Origin of the sequence: Rhizobium sp. BT-226, assembly GCF_025847085.2 — a bacterium.
Taxonomy (GTDB): domain Bacteria; phylum Pseudomonadota; class Alphaproteobacteria; order Rhizobiales; family Rhizobiaceae; genus Rhizobium; species Rhizobium sophorae.
In genome coordinates, this window is record NZ_JAOYTI010000006.1 from 94,557 (window position 1) to 110,604 (window position 16,048).

Annotated in this window: 16 protein-coding genes; 7 read left to right on the forward strand and 9 right to left on the reverse strand. The window is 62.0% G+C overall.

What is annotated here, in order from left to right:
- Window positions 1–7: 7 nt before the first annotated feature.
- From OIU37_RS29695 to OIU37_RS29705, 3 genes are all read right to left on the reverse strand, one after another.
- Window positions 8–1,084: a nickel/cobalt transporter gene (locus OIU37_RS29695; protein WP_264259500.1), complete on the reverse strand. Its 1,077-nt coding sequence runs from the start codon at window positions 1,082–1,084 to the stop codon at window positions 8–10.
- Complete coding sequence (locus tag OIU37_RS29700; protein ID WP_264259501.1) at window positions 1,078–1,719, reverse strand: DUF1007 family protein; 642 nt, start codon at window positions 1,717–1,719, stop codon at window positions 1,078–1,080. Before OIU37_RS29700 ends, OIU37_RS29695 begins: the two co-directional genes overlap by 7 nt.
- Before the next feature lie 240 nt (window positions 1,720–1,959).
- Window positions 1,960–2,853, reverse strand: coding sequence for a LysR family transcriptional regulator (locus OIU37_RS29705; RefSeq protein ID WP_171605473.1), 894 nt, complete (start codon window positions 2,851–2,853; stop codon window positions 1,960–1,962).
- A gap of 530 nt (window positions 2,854–3,383) precedes the next feature.
- Here OIU37_RS29705 and odc2 point away from each other — a divergent pair.
- The 4 genes from odc2 to OIU37_RS29725 all read left to right on the forward strand — a co-directional run bounded on the left by odc2 (window position 3,384) and on the right by OIU37_RS29725 (window position 7,819).
- On the forward strand, window positions 3,384–4,517 hold the full coding sequence (gene odc2, locus OIU37_RS29710) for an ornithine/lysine decarboxylase (RefSeq protein WP_003542992.1): 1,134 nt from the start codon (window positions 3,384–3,386) through the stop codon (window positions 4,515–4,517).
- Window positions 4,518–4,611: 94 nt separating this feature from the next.
- A complete protein-coding gene (locus tag OIU37_RS29715; RefSeq protein ID WP_182209184.1) occupies window positions 4,612–5,202 on the forward strand; it encodes a GNAT family N-acetyltransferase in 591 nt (196 codons plus the stop codon).
- Window positions 5,203–5,472: 270 nt separating this feature from the next.
- Entirely contained in the window at window positions 5,473–6,501 is a 1,029-nt protein-coding gene (locus OIU37_RS29720) for a serine hydrolase (RefSeq protein ID WP_240604595.1), read from the forward strand.
- A 160-nt stretch (window positions 6,502–6,661) separates the two neighbouring features.
- Window positions 6,662–7,819, forward strand: coding sequence for a GGDEF domain-containing protein (locus tag OIU37_RS29725; protein WP_264259505.1), 1,158 nt, complete (start codon window positions 6,662–6,664; stop codon window positions 7,817–7,819).
- A 33-nt stretch (window positions 7,820–7,852) separates the two neighbouring features.
- Here OIU37_RS29725 and cysE read toward each other — a convergent pair whose 3' ends face one another.
- The 5 genes from cysE to OIU37_RS29750 form a co-directional block, all read right to left on the reverse strand.
- Window positions 7,853–8,671 (reverse strand): serine O-acetyltransferase, encoded by an 819-nt coding sequence (gene cysE / locus OIU37_RS29730; protein WP_264259508.1) that lies wholly within the window; start codon window positions 8,669–8,671, stop codon window positions 7,853–7,855.
- Window positions 8,672–8,767: 96 nt separating this feature from the next.
- The gene (locus OIU37_RS29735; protein ID WP_264259510.1) at window positions 8,768–9,250 is read right to left on the reverse strand and encodes a GNAT family N-acetyltransferase; all 483 of its coding nucleotides are present in this window, start codon (window positions 9,248–9,250) and stop codon (window positions 8,768–8,770) included.
- A 29-nt stretch (window positions 9,251–9,279) separates the two neighbouring features.
- Entirely contained in the window at window positions 9,280–10,269 is a 990-nt protein-coding gene (locus tag OIU37_RS29740; RefSeq protein ID WP_264259512.1) for a WD40 repeat domain-containing protein, read from the reverse strand.
- Window positions 10,269–11,366: a GTP-binding protein gene (locus tag OIU37_RS29745; RefSeq protein WP_164047470.1), complete on the reverse strand. Its 1,098-nt coding sequence runs from the start codon at window positions 11,364–11,366 to the stop codon at window positions 10,269–10,271. The genes OIU37_RS29740 and OIU37_RS29745 overlap by 1 nt, the downstream gene beginning before the upstream one ends.
- A 145-nt stretch (window positions 11,367–11,511) precedes the next feature.
- Entirely contained in the window at window positions 11,512–12,300 is a 789-nt protein-coding gene (locus tag OIU37_RS29750; RefSeq protein ID WP_180696249.1) for a creatininase family protein, read from the reverse strand.
- A gap of 85 nt (window positions 12,301–12,385) precedes the next feature.
- Here OIU37_RS29750 and OIU37_RS29755 point away from each other — a divergent pair, with 85 nt between their 5' ends.
- From OIU37_RS29755 to OIU37_RS29765, 3 genes are all read left to right on the forward strand, one after another.
- On the forward strand, window positions 12,386–12,898 hold the full coding sequence (locus tag OIU37_RS29755) for a MarR family winged helix-turn-helix transcriptional regulator (RefSeq protein WP_025396056.1): 513 nt from the start codon (window positions 12,386–12,388) through the stop codon (window positions 12,896–12,898).
- 119 nt (window positions 12,899–13,017) lie between these two features.
- On the forward strand, window positions 13,018–14,040 hold the full coding sequence (locus OIU37_RS29760; protein WP_129418993.1) for a LacI family DNA-binding transcriptional regulator: 1,023 nt from the start codon (window positions 13,018–13,020) through the stop codon (window positions 14,038–14,040).
- Window positions 14,041–14,069: 29 nt separating this feature from the next.
- Window positions 14,070–15,026, forward strand: coding sequence for a 2-hydroxyacid dehydrogenase (locus OIU37_RS29765; RefSeq protein ID WP_180696250.1), 957 nt, complete (start codon window positions 14,070–14,072; stop codon window positions 15,024–15,026).
- Window positions 15,027–15,094: 68 nt separating this feature from the next.
- Here the strand turns inward: OIU37_RS29765 and OIU37_RS29770 are convergent, their stop codons facing one another.
- The gene (locus OIU37_RS29770; protein WP_180696251.1) at window positions 15,095–15,874 is read right to left on the reverse strand and encodes a gamma-glutamyl-gamma-aminobutyrate hydrolase family protein; all 780 of its coding nucleotides are present in this window, start codon (window positions 15,872–15,874) and stop codon (window positions 15,095–15,097) included.
- Between the last annotated feature and the right edge of the window lie 174 nt (window positions 15,875–16,048).

Here is a 16,048-nt window from a genome sequence, read left to right on the forward strand (position 1 = left end):
ACAAGCTCTACCCCTGCAGCGAGGCCCCGAGCAGCAGGGCGCCCATCAGCATGACGAGCACGGCGCCGAGGATTTCGATGGCATTGCCGACCCAGATCGAGGCGGTCGAGCCGCGTCCGGAGAGGCGGACGGCCGCGCTCTTGGCCGTGACGGCAAGTGTGGCAAGCAGGGAAACGGTGATCGCCGTGCCGAGCGACATGGCGACGACCGACAGCACGCCGCCGAGATAGAGCCCGTTCAGCAGTGAGAAGGTCATGACCAGCAGGGCGCCGGAGCAGGGGCGAAGGCCGACGGCAACGATCGCCGACCAGGCCTCGCGGGCGCTGAACTTGTCGCCGCCGAGCAGGGCCGGATTGGGCACATGGGCATTGCCGCAGGTCTCGCAGACCATGCCGGGAACGAAGGTGTGGCCGGCTTCGACAGCCTGCGCCTTGCCGTTGAAGGCATAGGCCTGGCGTTCCGCCGCATTGTCCTTCCAGTCGAGCATCATGCTGACCGGGCCGGCAGGCGTCGCCATCAGCCGGCGGCGCGGCATATTGCCCGCCATCGAGCGCAGTTTGCGAAACAGCAGCCAGCCGCCGAAGAGGATGACCATGACGAAGCTGGCGATCTCCATCGCGTGGGTCGCCGCCGTCAGCGTGATGCCGGTGCCGCGCAGCACCAGCCAGGCGCCGCCGACCAGCGCCACCGCCACCACGCCCTGCACGAAGGCCGAAATGAAGGAAATCACCACACCGCGCTTCAGCTCGACCTCGTTTGCGATCATGTAAGAGGAGATGACTGCCTTGCCGTGGCCGGGGCCGGCGGCATGGAAGACGCCGTAGGCGAAGGAGAGGCCGATCAGCGATGCCAGCTGCCACGGGTCCTGGCGCATCGCCTTCAAGGCGCCGGTCAGCGCCCGATAGAAGGCCTGCTGCTCATAATTCACATAGAGCAAAAGCGGTGCCAACGGCCCGCCTGTCGGCTGGAAGCTCGGCTCCGCCGTGCCGATGCCGAGCGGCGATTGCGCATGGGCGAGGCTTGCGGCCGTTACCAGCGCAAGGGTCGCAGCGGAAAGGATGAGGGGCAGGCGTTTCGTCAGCATGTGACCTCCAGCCGGGTGGCGAAGAGTTTGGACATGTTGGTGCCGGTGGGATCGTTGAAGAAGGCGTCCGTCAGCGACTGCTTGTTTTCCGAGATCACCTGGTCGGCATCAGGCCTTACCACCTGATGTTTGCAGGCCTTGAAGCCGTCTCCGACGATCGCAAGCTCACCGTCTGTGGGAAAGTCGATCGAGGTATAGAGCGTCGGGTCATAGACGCCGAAGCTGAGCCTGCCCTTAAGCGGCATCTTCTCCACCGGCTTTACCGCAAAGAACATCAGCAGCTGGCCATCCTTGTAGTCGACATGGATGATGTCGGGCTTCTGGACGGTGATGTTCTTCCCGTTGATCGTCAGGTTCATGTAGTAATCGTAGTCGGCGAGCGATTGCTTCACCGTTTTTCCGACCTCGGCGAGCTCGTTCGGCTCCAGCTTCAGATCGGTGTTCTTGTCGAAATCCATGACCACGGAGGACGAAAAGACCTCGTCGAAGCGCCAGACATTGCGCAGCTCCTCGACACTGCCGTCCTTGCCGGCGACGACTTCGAGGCGCGCCTCCACGAAGATGTGCGGATGGGCAAAGGCGGCGGCCGGCACCAGCCAAAGAAGCGCGGCCATCAGTATCGTCGAATGTTTCATCTATTCCGCTGCCCTGTTCGGTGACCCTGACTCTTTGCCAGAAATTGGGACGGAATTGGGACCGGGCTCGGCATCGGCTTCGCGGGGCAGGATGCCACTGCATAATTCCTTAAATCGGAATCGATTTAAGGATAAAATTATGCAGCATTCAAAGTGCTACAGCGTCCTTTGCGCGTCTGAAAAGACGCGCGGCGCTGTAGAGCGGGGCGGAATGTCGGATCGTTTCGCAAGGGCGCTGGCCTACGGATGCTTCTTGAACCAGTTGTGCAGGTAATCGACGAAGATTCTTACCTTGGCCGGCAGGTAGCGCCGGTGCGGATAGACGGCATAGATGCCGCGGTCGGTCGGGATGTAGTCGTTGAACAGGGTTACCAGTTCGCCGCTCTCGATCGGCTTGCGGGCGATGAAATCCGGGATGAAGGCTACACCGATGCCGGCAAGTGCCGCGCGCAATGTCGCATGCGGACTGTTGACCTCTATCGGTCCGGCAACGGCAACGGCGAACGAGGTGTTGTCGGGATTGTGGAAGCGGATGCTCGCCTGGGTGCGCGCATTGGTATCGACGATGAAGGGGACGTTGGAAAGCGCCGTCGGGTGATCGAGATCGGGATAACGCTCGAGAAAATCGGGGGTGGCGCAAATATGGATGCGGAAATCCGAGATCTTGCGGGCGATCATGCCGGAATCCTCGAGCTTGGTGATGCGGATCGCCACGTCGAAGCCTTCCTCGATCAGATCGACGAACCGGTCGTCGGCGGCGATCTCCAGCGAAAGGTCAGGGTTCTCCTTGGCGAAATCGATCAGCGATTGGCCGACATCGGCATCGACGAAGGTGCGCGGCACCGAGATGCGCAGCCGTCCTTTGAGCTGTGCATTGTTCTCACGCACGAGATCGGCAAGGTTGTCGATCTCCTTTAAGATATCGGAGGCGGTGCGGTAATAGGTATGGCCGGCTTCGGTCATGGAGAACTGCCGGGTGGTGCGGTTGAGCAGCAGGGCGCCGAGCTCGTCCTCCAACTCGCGGACATATTTGGAGAGCAGCGCCTTGGAGCGGCCAGTGCGCCGTGCCGCGGCCGAGAAGCCTTCGGCCTCGACGACATCGATGAAGGCCCGTATGCGTGTCAAGGTGTCCATGGCTCTTCCCCGAAGCTGTTTCGGAATGTTGAACAAATCGGGCGATTCTGTTCAATTATTTTTTTAGGCGCTGGATCAAAAAATCGCTTGATTATGAAGGCGAATATTCTTATTTCCCACTCAGCCCAAAGTCGCACGTGCCCATGGGTGTCCGCCGAACCCTCGAATTGGTGAGGAAATCGGTAAGGTACCTGGAATTAACCCCTCCAGTCGCTATTCCGGCCAACCGGAAAATGCGAGGACGCCTGAAGCAACGACGGTGCGGGCCTTTTTGTTCTCTCCCTGCTTTCCATCAGCGGGGGTTACTGAAGAGGCACACCATCATTGCCGGAAGTGCGGTTGGGATTCTCCCTCCAATCCATGGCAGACAAAGCCGAACTTACACCGCACCGCGGCGTTGGTTCACTATCTGCGCATCGAGCGCTTGCTATGGTTCCGGGGTCTCCACCGGCTGGTTCCAATGCGAGCTATCGTATGCCCTTTGTCCTCCGGTTCATGCCGGAGCTCTGGAATTGGAAGAGGGAATCGATATGACCACCCAGCGCATCCGCGACTTTCTCGCAACCCGACGTCCCGACGGTCCCTGCCTCGTGGTTGACCTCGATGTCGTTCGCGACAATTTCCACGCGTTCCGTCACGCCATGCCGGACAGCGCCATCTACTACGCCGTCAAGGCCAACCCGGCCCCGGAAGTGCTGAAGCTGCTTGCAGGCCTCGGCTCCAATTTCGATTGCGCCTCCGTTGCCGAAATCGAAATGGCGCTCGAAGCCGGTGCAACCGCCGCCCGCATCTCCTATGGCAACACGATCAAGAAGGAACGCGACGTTGCCCGCGCCCATGCGCTCGGCGTCAGCCTCTTTGCCGTCGACAGCCACGAGGAAGTCGAGAAGATTTCGCGCGCCGCTCCCGGCGCCCGTGTCTTCTGCCGCGTGCTGACCGATGGCGAAGGCGCTGAATGGCCGCTGTCGCGCAAGTTCGGCTGCGTTCCGCAGATGGCCGTCGACGTTCTCGTCTACGCCCATCAGCTTGGCCTGCAGTCCTATGGCGTCTCGTTCCATGTCGGTTCGCAGATGACCAAGGTCGATGCCTGGGATTCGGCGCTCGCCGATGCCAAGCGCGTCTTCGTCTCGCTTGCCAAGCAGGGCATCCACCTGCAGATGGTCAACATGGGCGGCGGCTTCCCGACCAAGTACCTGCGTGACGTTCCGTCCGCGGAAGCTTACGGCAAGTCGATCTACCAGGCGCTGCGCACGCATTTCGGCAACCAGATCCCGCAGACGATCATCGAGCCGGGCCGCGGCATGGTCGGCAATGCCGGTGTCATCAAGGCGGAAGTCGTTCTGATTTCGAAGAAGTCGGACAATGACGATGCCCGCTGGGTCTTCCTCGACATCGGCAAATTCGGCGGTCTCGCCGAGACGATGGATGAAGCCATCCGCTATCCGATCCGCACGGAACACGATGGCGACGAGATGGAGCCCTGCGTCATTGCCGGTCCGACCTGCGATTCGGCCGACGTGCTCTACGAGAAGAACCTCTATCCGCTGCCGATCTCCCTTTCGATCGGAGACGAGGTCCTGATCGAAGGCACCGGTGCCTATACGACGACCTATTCGGCGGTCGCTTTCAACGGTTTCGACCCGTTGAAGGCCTACGTCATCTAAGGTCGTTTCCGCCGGCCCCGTAACCAGCCGGGGCGGCAACTTCACAATTTTCCTTCATCGCCGCTGATAACGGTATTGGGTACGGGAGGCCAAGATGGCCGCTGTTCTTGATTCTGTCCGCGCATTCTTTGCGCCTACCACTTTCGCCATCGACACTGAGAATCCCTCGGATGTCGTTGCGCGTGAAAACCTGCTCGACCGCGTCATGGGCCCGGATCGCCGCAAGAAATCGTCGGAGAAGATCCGCCGCAACCGCGTCCCGGCCGAGGGCCTTGCACTCGTCGCGCGCGATCGCGACGGCCATGTCATCGGCTCGGTGCGGCTCTGGAACATCGAGGCCGGCGTCAATGACGAAGGCACGCCGATCAATGCGCTGCTGCTTGGACCGCTCGCCGTTGCGCCGCATTGCGGCGGCAAGGGCATCGGCTCGGCGCTGATGCGCGCAGCGATCCTCGAAGCGAAGAAGCGCGGGCATGGCGCCATCCTGCTCGTCGGTGATGCTGCCTATTACGAGCGTTTCGGCTTCTTTGCCGAAAAGGCTCGCCATCTTGTCATGCCGGGTCCGTTCGAACGTTCGCGCTTTCTTGCGCTCGAGCTCACGGAAGGCTGGCTTGACGGCGCGGCCGGCATGATCGTCCCCTCGGGACGCATGCTGGCTAGCGCGCCCGTTCGCCGCGCAGCCTAGAACGGGATTGGGCCGGCGGCCTGAAACGACGCGCGGAGCCGTAAGGCTGCGCCGACCGGCCGGCCAGGTTGGGAATTCTTCCCCCGGCCGGTAATATCCGCGCCGTTTGACTACCCAGGCTGGCGGGCCTGGCGTGATTGCGGCGCGGATTGTCTTTCTGGCGGGTGAAGCGGCGTGGTTGCTAGCTCCCCGACGCACGGGGAAACACAATCGCGTGAAAAGGGTCGCCGGCACGCGAATATATCACGGCGATATCCTATTTTGCGCCGCATGATCCGCCTTCTTTCCCTTCTGCTTTTCTTCTGCCTGCCGCTTGCCGCAACGGGGCCGGCGACTGCCCAGAGCACGGCTTCCGGCGTCGGCGGGCTTGGTCCGCGTCTCGATCGCGCGGCGAGCGACCCCGCGATGAGGCCTCTCAAGACGGTGATTGTTGCTCGCGACGGACGCGTGCTCAGCGAACGTGGGTTCCATGGTCATTCGCCCTCGGAATCGACCAATATCAAATCCGCTTCGAAGTCGATCATTTCGGCGCTGGTCGGTATCGCTATCGACAAAGGCCTGCTCGAGGGGCCGGATCAGAAGATCGCGCCGATCCTGAAGGCCGATCTCCCTGTAACGCCCGATCCGCGTATCAACGACATCACGATCGGCAATCTTCTCTCCATGCAGGCCGGGCTTGATCGCATGTCGGGGGCGAACTACGGCCGCTGGGTCTCCTCGCGCAATTGGGTGCGTTTTGCGCTCTCGCAGCCCTTCGTCGATCAGCCCGGTGGGGAAATGCTCTATTCCACCGCATCCACGCATCTGCTGTCGGCCATTCTCACCAGGGTCGGCCGGCGGTCGACGCTGGCGCTGGCGCGCGAATGGCTGGGTCCTGTCGAAGGTTTCCGCATTGGTGCATGGGAGCGCGATCCGCAGGGCATCTATCTCGGCGGCAATCAGATGGCGATGAGCGCCCGGTCGCTGCTTGCCTTCGGCGAGCTCTACCGCAACGGCGGAAAGACTGCCGACGGCCGCCAGATCGTCCCTGCCGACTGGATTTCCCAGTCGTGGCAGCAGCGCACCAACTCGCGCTTCTCCGGCGATGAATATGGCTATGGCTGGTTCACGCGGCAGATCGGCGGCGAGCAGGTGCATTTCGCCTGGGGATATGGCGGGCAGATGCTGTACATCGTGCCGTCGCTCGATCTCACCGTCGTCATGACCTCGGAAGAGGGCGGTCCGTCCGCCCGAAATGGTTACAGGGACTTGCTGCACGGTCTGTTGGCGGACATCATCGGCTCGGTGCGGGCCGCTTGACGACAGCCGCGCGTCTTTCAGACGCGCAAAGGACACTGTAACGCTTGAATTGCTGCATTACGCAGTAGGAAAACCCCGCGATCGTTAAATTCTTAGCGAAGGCTCCAATCAAACCGCAAAACGCTTCCTGTAAGTTCCGCGAGAATTTCGGGAAAGCGCCATGCTGCTGGATCTCAGGACGATCTATTTCATTGTTGCCGTGAGCTGTTTCGTGCTGGGCATTCTCCAGCTTGCGGCCTATGCGACGGGTCGCTTCGAGAGGTGGCCGCTGTGGTGGGGCTTGAGCAACCTTCTTGTCGGCGTCGGCTCGTTTCTCGTCGCGCTGCGCAATCTCGTTCCCTACTCGGTCTCCGTCGATGGCGGCAATATCGTCACCATCGCCGGCTACATGCTGATGTTCTTTGCCGTGCGCGTGTTTTCGGGACGAGCGCTCGACCAGCGCACTTTCTGGCTTGCCATCTTGCTCGTCAGCGTTCCTGTCGTCCTCATCGTCAGCGATCCATCGGCAGTCTCGGCGAGGCTCCTCTACGTCTCCGTCATCTGCTGCCTCTGCGATCTTGCTGTCGCAAGGGAGGCGATCAGCATTGTCCGGCGCGAGAGGCTTTATTCGGCAGCCTTGCTTGTCGGCCTCTACGCCTGCACTGCCGCGATCTTTGCGGTTCGCAGCATTCTCGCGGCGACCGGTGAGATCGGTGGGCCGGATCCTTTCGGCGGCAGTGCAATTCACAGCTGGATGGCGGTATCGGCGGTCGCGTTCATCATGCTGCGCAGCATGGCCATGGTGCTGATGGCCGCCGAGCGCAGCCGAAATCAGCTGACCGAACTCGCTCACCACGATCCGCTGACCGGCGCGCTCAATCGCGGCGGCCTTGCCCAGCATCTGCCGGCTCTCGGTTCCCAGCCGGTATCGCTGCTGATCATCGATATCGACCATTTCAAGCAACTGAACGACAGGCATGGCCATGCCGCCGGCGACGACATTCTGCGGCTTTTCGCCAGTGTTGCGAGGGGCATCATGCGCTCCGACGATCTGCTTGCCCGTCAAGGTGGGGATGAGTTCTTGGCGGTGCTGAAAAACGTTTCCCGGGAAGATGCCGTGGCCATTGCCGAGCGCATCCGCCTCGCCTTCGCCGCTACCGTCATGCAGCGGCCGGATCTGGCCGTCTTTCCGACGCTGAGCGTCGGCGTTGCCGCGCGTGCGGAAAGCGGCGGAGACTTTGAACGGCTGATGCAGAAGGCCGATGAGGCGCTCTATCGTTCGAAGCGCGAAGGCCGCAACCGGGTCGAAGTCTTTGGAGAGAATCAACAAGCTGCGTAGGAACGGGGCAAATTCGTCTATCTCAGAATGATCCTAGATATTCTGGTCCATCGTCTCGGCCGGGATTTCGTCGGCGCGATGGACGCGCACGAGCGTTGCCGGCACGCCGGCGACCGTGCAATGCTCGGGGACCGGCTTCAGCACGACGCTGCCGGCCGCGACTTTGCTGAAGGCGCCGATTTCGATATTGCCGAGGATTTTGGCGCCCGCGCCGATCATCACGCCGTGGCGGATCTTCGGGTGGCGGTCGCCGGTCTCCTTGCCGGTGCCGCCGAGCGTGACATTCTGCAGGATCGACACTTCATCCTCGATGACAGCCGTTTCGCCGATGACGATGCCCGAACCGTGGTCGAGCATGATGGACGCGCCGATCCGGGCCGCCGGATGGATATCCGGGCCGAAGACCAGCGAAACGAGATTGGCGAGCCAGCTGGCGATCTCCGGACGGCCGGCGATCCAGAGCGCATGGGCGATCCGATGCGTCTCAAGCGCATGAAAGCCCTTCAGATTGAGAAGCGCGTGCAGAAATGTCGTGCAGGCCGGATCGCGCTCGCGCACGGCGATGAGATCGGCCTCGACCTTCCGCATGATATCGTCATCAAGTGTGGACAGGATGAGATCGAACAGATCACCCGTTTCCACCTGCGCTACGGAGAGCCGCGCGGCCAGCACGTGGGCGATGATCTCATCGTTGTTGGCGGTGTCCGTTACCTGAGCGTCAAGCAGCTGCCGCAATATCGGCTCGCGTGCGGCAAGCTCGGCCGCCTCGGTGCGAATCACGGTCCAAACGGATGCTTCGCCCAAAGGCTGCGGCTGTTGTTCGGCCAAACCGAGGCCGGTCGATTTCGACATTTCCGTTTCCTCTGTCAGCCAACGCAGCGCAAAGCGCTTCCTGCTCGTGGCTCATGTTTCGCCCGGGCACGGCATTTGGCAAGCCCTTAGCATATTCTAGCCGCCAGACGGTTGCGGGCGAAGTGTCAGCTCCGAAAGCCGGCGCCAATGATAGAGCACATCAGGCTCCCGTTCTTCGTTGTCGGCGCCATCGGTCTCCTCCTCGGCGGTAAAACCGTGCTGTTCGTAGAAGCTGCGAGCGCCCGTATTACGCTGAAACGTCCAGAGCCTGATCTCGTTCATCTCCTCCTTGGCGCAGCCGAGGAGTGAAGAGCCGATGCCCATGCCCTGGAAACCGGGGAGAACGTAAAGCTGCTCTATCCAGTTGTCGCCATAGGCGATGACGCCGACCAGCCGGTTGCCCATGGCAGCGCCAAGGATGGTGCAGTTCGGCAGCAGATGCATGCGCCAATACTGCTCCTCTTCCTCAGGCGTATGCACATCCGGCAGCCAGGGCAGCCGTTGCCACAGGGCGACACGTCTGATTCCGGCCGCGGCTTGCATATGATCGGCGGTGAGCGCCATGATTTCGCGTTCCATCAGGGCGTCGTCCGTGCCGGCAACGGGCCTCAAGCCGAAATATCGATGACACCACAATCGCCGGCTTCCGAGCCGAAGGCGAGCAGCTTGCCGTTTTTGCTCCAGCTCATCGCCGTGATCGCGCCCTTGCCGGGCCGGCGCAGCAGCGCTTCCTTGCTGTCGGCGATACGCACGGCCAGGATCATGCCGTCGATGAAGCCGATGGCGAGGATGTCCTCGAGCGGATGGAATTTCACCGCGGTTGCCATGATATTTGCGCGGGTGCCGAGCTCCAGCGGTGCCTTGCCCATCGGCCCGTCCTTGCCTTGGAAGGGCCAGACGATTGCCGCAGGCGCGCCTGAAGACGCGAGCCACTTGCCCTTGACCGACCAGGAGAGCGATTTCACCTTGGAAGGGTAGCCGGTCATGCGCATGTGGCGGGCTTCGGTGCCGGGCTTGATGTCGAGCTTCCAGCCGTGCAATGCGTTTTCCTGCATCGAGGTGACGAGGAAATTACCATCAGGCGAGAAGGTGACGCCGGTATGCGCACCCTTCCATTCCAGATCGATCGGCTTGGCATTCATGCCGATCCAGTGCAGCGACACGCCGTTATAACGCGCGGCCGCGATGCGCAGGCCCTTCGGTGCGAAGGCAAGGCCTTCGACCGTGCGCTCTTCGGGGAAATCCTTGGTCGTGCCGTCGGCAAGGCGCACAAGCGAACTCTTGCCGTAGGAATAGGCAACGGCGCCCTGCGGGCCGGCTGCCACCTGCGAAATCCACTTGCGCGGCGCGGTCGCGATCTCGCTGACGCTGCCGTCGGCGGCAATGCGCAGCACCTTGCCGTCTTCGCCGCCCGAAATCAGGCTCTCGCTGTAGGGGTCGCGGATGGCGGTGAGCATGCCCCGGTGGGCTTCAGAAACCCTGTCGCCGCCGTCCAGCCGGTGGAATGTACCGTTTGCGCTTGCGAAGAAGGGAACATCACCTAAAAATTCGACGGCCAGAACGTGGCCGTCGAGATCAAGCGGTGCAACTGTCGGCATCAGGCGGCTGCCTCGCAGGCCTTGAAGGAGGTTTCGAGCTTCTCGCGGTCGAGTTCGCGGCCGATGAAGACGAGACGGCTCTCGTGCTTTTCGCCTTCCTTCCACGGCCGCTGATGGTCGCCCTCGATGATCATATGCACGCCCTGAACGACGTAACGCTCGGGATCGTCCTTGAAGGCGATGATGCCCTTGAGACGCAGAATATTCGGTCCCTGCGTCTGGGTGATCTTCTGGATCCAGGGGAAGAAGCGCTCCGGGTTCATCTCGCCGCCGCGCAGCGACACCGACTGCACCGTCACATCATGGATCGCCGACATCGCGCCATGGTTATGGGCGCCATGGTGATGATGGTCGTGGCCGTGATGATCGTGATCATGGTCATGATGGTGGTGGTCGTGATCGCAATCGGGGCCGCAGACATGATCGTCATGGCCGTGCTCCAGGAAATGCGGATCGTTTTCGAGCGCGCGCTCCAGGTTGAAGGCGCCCTGATCGAGCACGCGGGCGAGGTCGACGCCGGAGCGGCTGGTCTTGTAGACGCGGGCGGCGGGGTTGATGGCGCGGACGATATCCTCGATCACATCAAGTTCTTCCGGGGTCACCAGGTCGCTCTTGTTGATGATGACGACGTCGGCGAAGGCGATCTGGTCTTCCGCCTCGCGGCTGTCCTTCAGGCGCAGCGGCAGGTGCTTGGCATCGACGAGGGCGACGACGGCGTCGAGCTCGGTCTTGGCGCGCACATCGTCATCCATGAAGAAGGTCTGGGCGACCGGCACCGGGTCGGCAAGGCCGGTCGTTTCGACGATGATGCCGTCAAAGCGGCCGGGGCGGCGCATCAGGCCCTCGACGACGCGGATCAGGTCGCCGCGCACCGTGCAACAGACGCAGCCATTGTTCATCTCGTAGATTTCTTCGTCCGACTCGACGATCAGGTCGTTATCGATGCCGATTTCGCCGAATTCATTGACGATGACCGCATATTTCTTGCCGTGATTTTCGGAGAGGATGCGGTTGAGCAATGTCGTCTTGCCGGCACCGAGGTAACCGGTGAGCACGGTAACGGGAATAGGCTTCTGGGTGGAGATCGCGTCGGTCATGAGAACCTCTAGGATTAGGCGTGCGGCCGAGCGGCTTGGGATCGGCTGCTTGAACGGTTGGTCTCATATAATGGCTTGAGCGTGGCAGTTCAAAGGGTTTTATAATGTTATAAGATCACATCGTTTGCGCGGCGCAAGCCCGCCTTCACCGGAGCTGTTCGACATCGAAGGCATCGACATCTTCGAGCAGTTCCGTCAGCCCCTTCACCGCATGGGTAATCAGTGTCTCACCCTTCTCTGCCGTCGCGGCCGCGGCGTTGCCCGCAGCGCCTTGCGTGTTGAGATCGGCCATCTTCCAGCCGAAGGCGTGCGGCCCGTAGGCGCGCAGATGCTTGAAGCGCTCGGCGAATTCCGTCTGTCGCGAAGAAAACTCCGCCGCCTTCGCCATATCCACCTTATCGGGATGAAGCGCCAGCATCACCGAGGTCTCGATATCGCCGCCATGGATGCCGATCGCCTTTTCCTCCGGCGTGACCACGCCATCCGGCGCGCCGAAACGGGTCCAGCTCGTCGCCACCGCCAGCATGGCAAAGCGGACCCGCGCCTCGGTCGCGACAATGGTCATGACGGGCGAATTGCCGCCATGGGCGTTCAGCATCACGAATTTGCGGATGCCCTGCTTTGCCAGCCCCTCGGCGATGCCGAGCCAGCGGTTTACCGCTTCGTCGAAGGCAAGCGTCTTCGTTCCTTCAACATCCATATGCTCTATGGAATAGCCAACAGATTCGGCGGGCAGGAAGGTGACCGGCAGGCCGGCGGGCAAGGCCATCTTCAATCGTCCGGCGATACCTTCGGCAATCAGGGTGTCGGTTTCGAAGGGCAGGTGAGGGCCGTGCTGTTCGTGGGCGCCGAGCGGCAGCACGGCGATCAGATGGCGCCCGTCAGGTGCAAAGGCCGGGTTGCTGTCCTCGAAGCGCGGCGAAGGCGTCATCATCCGGTCGTTGCCTCTTGTTTATGACGAGATCCTGAGCAATGTCATATCGCAGCGGCGTCGGGGCTTAAAGATCAAAGGGATGGCTATGGGAAAGAAGCACAAGGACGGCAAAAAGAACAAGTCCAAGAAGAAGGACCAGACCGAGTATACGCTCGTCGATCTCTCTCCGGCGCTCACCCAGGCGGCGCGTTCCATGCGGACGGTGCTTTCGCGCAACCTGCTCGAAAGCGGCCTCTATGCCGGCCAGGACGGCGTCATTCTCTCGCTTGCCGAGAGCGACGGCATGACGGCTGGTGGTCTTGCCCAGAAGCTCGGGGTCAAGGCGCCGACAATGACGCGCACGATCGGCCGCATGGAGGCGCAGGGCTTTCTCGAGCGCAAGCCCGATGCCGAGGATGCGCGCCTCACCAAGGTCTATCTCACCGAACTCGGCCGCGGCAGCGTGCAGGGGATCGAGATGGCGGCCTCGGCCTGCGACAGGCTGGCGACGCAGGAGTTCTCCGAGAAGGAAATTCGCAATCTCGTCCGCCTGCTGAAGGCGATCGATGCCAATCTGCAGGCCGAAGCCATTCATATCGAAGAACCGGACGAAGACTGAAATTTCCCTGAAAGACGAATTGCTTCCACCGATTAAATCTTTTAATTAAACATTTTAAGGGCCGCGCCGGTTTGCTGGCGGGGTCTTGACTGTCTTGCGTGCTGCCTGGAGGAGGACACGTGGTCCAGAAGATCAAGCTTTCGACAATCGCCGAAACGCTCGGCATTTCAACGGCGACCGTATCGCTTGCCTTACGCGACAGTCCGCTCGTCGCCGGCAACACCCGGGAGAAGATCAAGGAACAGGCGCGCGCACTCGGCTATATCTACAATCGCCGCGCCGCCAGCCTTCGGACCTCGCGCTCCGGTATCATCGGCGTTGTCGTGCACGACATCATGAACCCCTTCTATGGGGAGATCCTGAAGGCGATCGAAAGCGAGCTCGACCGCAGCCGCCACACCTTCATTCTTTCCAACCATTACGATAATGTCGAAAAGCAGCGCACCTTCATCGAAACGCTGCTGCAGCTCGGCGGCGACGGCGTCATCATGTCGCCGGCGATCGGTACGCCGCCGGAAGATGTGCAACTGGCGGAAGACAACGGCATGCCGGCGATCCTGGTCGCGCGCTCGATGGATGGGCAGGACCTGCCGACCTATCGCGGCGACGACAGCTACGGCATCTCGCTTGCCACCAACCACCTGATCGGTCTCGGTCATCGCTCGATCGCCATGATCGGCGGCACCGACCAGACATCCACCGGCCGCGATCGCTACCAGGGATATGTCAATTCGCTGCGCAAGGCCGGCATCGAGGTCGATCCGAACCTGCGGATTCCCGGTCCGCGCTCGAAACAGGGCGGTTTCGAGGCTGCAGTGCATTTCCTTTCGCTGCCGCAGAAGCCGACCGCAGCCGTTTGCTGGAACGATCTCGTGGCGATCGGCCTGATGAACGGCATTGCGCGCGCCGGCCTGGTGCCGGGACGCGATATTTCCGTCACCGGCTACGACGATCTCGAGGAGGCGTCGATCGCTACGCCTGCGCTAACGACCGTCTGGAACGGTCAGGCCGAGGTCGGGCGCCTGGCCGCCCGAGCGCTGCTCGATCGCCTGGCCGGCAGCCATGAGCCTGACGGCATGCATCTGATCAAGCCGGAAATGCGCATTCGCCAGTCCACCAGTCCCCATCGGCCGCGCGCCTGAACCACGACCGCCATCCAAGAGGAAAAGCCATGTCCCGCATCGCCATTCTCGTTCCTGGGAAGATACACGAGCGTGTTCTCGAAAGGTTGAAGGATCGTTTTGAGATTATCGCCGTTCCGCGCGAGGAGAAGCTTGCGCTCGACGGCGAGATTGCCGGCCGCATCCGCGGCGTCGCCGTGTCCGGTTCCTTCCCGGGCGCCTGGATGGACCAGCTTCCGCATGCCGAAGTGATCGCCAATTTCGGTGTCGGTTATGACGGTATCGATGTGAAACATGCTGCCGAAAAAGGCATCCTCGTCACCAATACGCCTGAGGTGTTGAACGACGAGGTCGCCGATACGACGATCGGCCTGCTGCTGAACACGGTTCGCGAGTTGCCGCGGGCCGAAGCCTGGCTGCGAGCCGGCAACTGGAAGCCGGGCACGGCCTATCCGCTGTCGCGCTTCTCGCTCAAGGGCCGCCATGTCGGGCTTTACGGCCTTGGCCGCATCGGGCTCGAAATCGCCAAGCGGCTAGAGCCGTTCAAGGTGAAGATCAGTTATCACACGCGTTCGCGCCATGCTGATGTGTCCTACGATTATCACCCGACGCTGAAGGGGCTGGCGAATGCTGTGGATACGCTGATCGCCATCGTTCCGAAGACGCCGCAGACCCACAAGACGATCGATGCCGAGATTCTGGCAGCACTCGGCCCTGACGGCATTCTCGTCAATGTCGGCCGCGGCTGGACGGTGGACGAGGAGGCGTTGAGTGCCGCACTAGCTTCCGGCGCGCTCGGGGCTGCCGGTCTCGACGTCTTCTATGAAGAGCCGACCGTGCCGGCCGACCTGCTGGAACCGTCCAATGCCGTGCTGCTGCCGCACGTCGCCTCCGCGTCCGTGCCGACACGCAATGCGATGGCCGATCTCGTTGCCGACAATCTCATCGCCTGGTTCGAGAAGGGTGCGGCTTTGACGCCGGTGCCGGAGACGCCGCAGAAGGCTTAGGCGCGGGTCGGCTCGGCGGACAATGCTTGCTGCCAAGCACAGACATAGCGCTTCGCCGGCGCCTGGAGTCAGGCGATCGCCTGCGCGGGGATGACCGGCAGCTTGGCCGCGGCATAGCTGCGGACGGCGTCGCCGAAAGCGGCGAACAGCTGGTTCGAAGACTTGTCGGTTTCAGCCCAATATTCCGGATGCCATTGCACGCCGACGGCAAAGGCCTTGGCGTCAACGACGGAAACGGCCTCCACCGTGCCGTCCTCGGCGATCGCTTCAACCTGCAGGCGTGGGGCGGTCCTGGCGATTGCCTGGCGATGCAGGGAATTCACGCGGATCTCGCCCGGACCGAGAATGCCGGCGATGCAGGAGCCTTCCTTGACGTGGACGGTCTGGCGAATGGCGTACATGCCGTCCCGATCGACGCCTTCCGGCCGGCGGTGGTCCCAGATGCCGGGTTGCTCCTGGATCTCGCTTGCCAGCGAGCCGCCGAGGGCGACGTTCAGCTCCTGGATGCCGCGGCAAATAGCAAGCAGCGGGATGGCGCGGTCGATGGCGCGGCGGATGAGCGGCAGGCTGGTGGCGTCGCGGGCGGGGTCGAAGGGCCCGTCCTTGTCATTCACCTCGGTGCCGTAGAGCGAAGGGTGCACATTGCTGGCCGAGCCGGACACCAGCAGGCCGTCGACGCGGTCGAGGATCGCATCGGTATCGTAGCCTTCCTCGAAGGCGGGGATGATGAAGGCCATGACCCCGGCCGCATTCAATGCGGCACGCAGATATTGATGCTGTACGGCATGCCAGGTCGCGCCGTCGAAGCTGCGGATATCGGCAGGAATGGCAACGATCGGTTTCGTCATATCAGCCCCGGTGAAATCTTTGTGCTTGCCGTTTCTGCCGCCAGAACGGCCGTCAAGTCAACGCTTGGCTGCGTGAGGTGGCCAAATTGCGGCGGAAGCGGTGCCGAGGTTCTCCGGTTTCCGGCTAAGCCGCTGATTTTGATGGGCGCCTACGGGCTGCCTTATTGCCGTCTT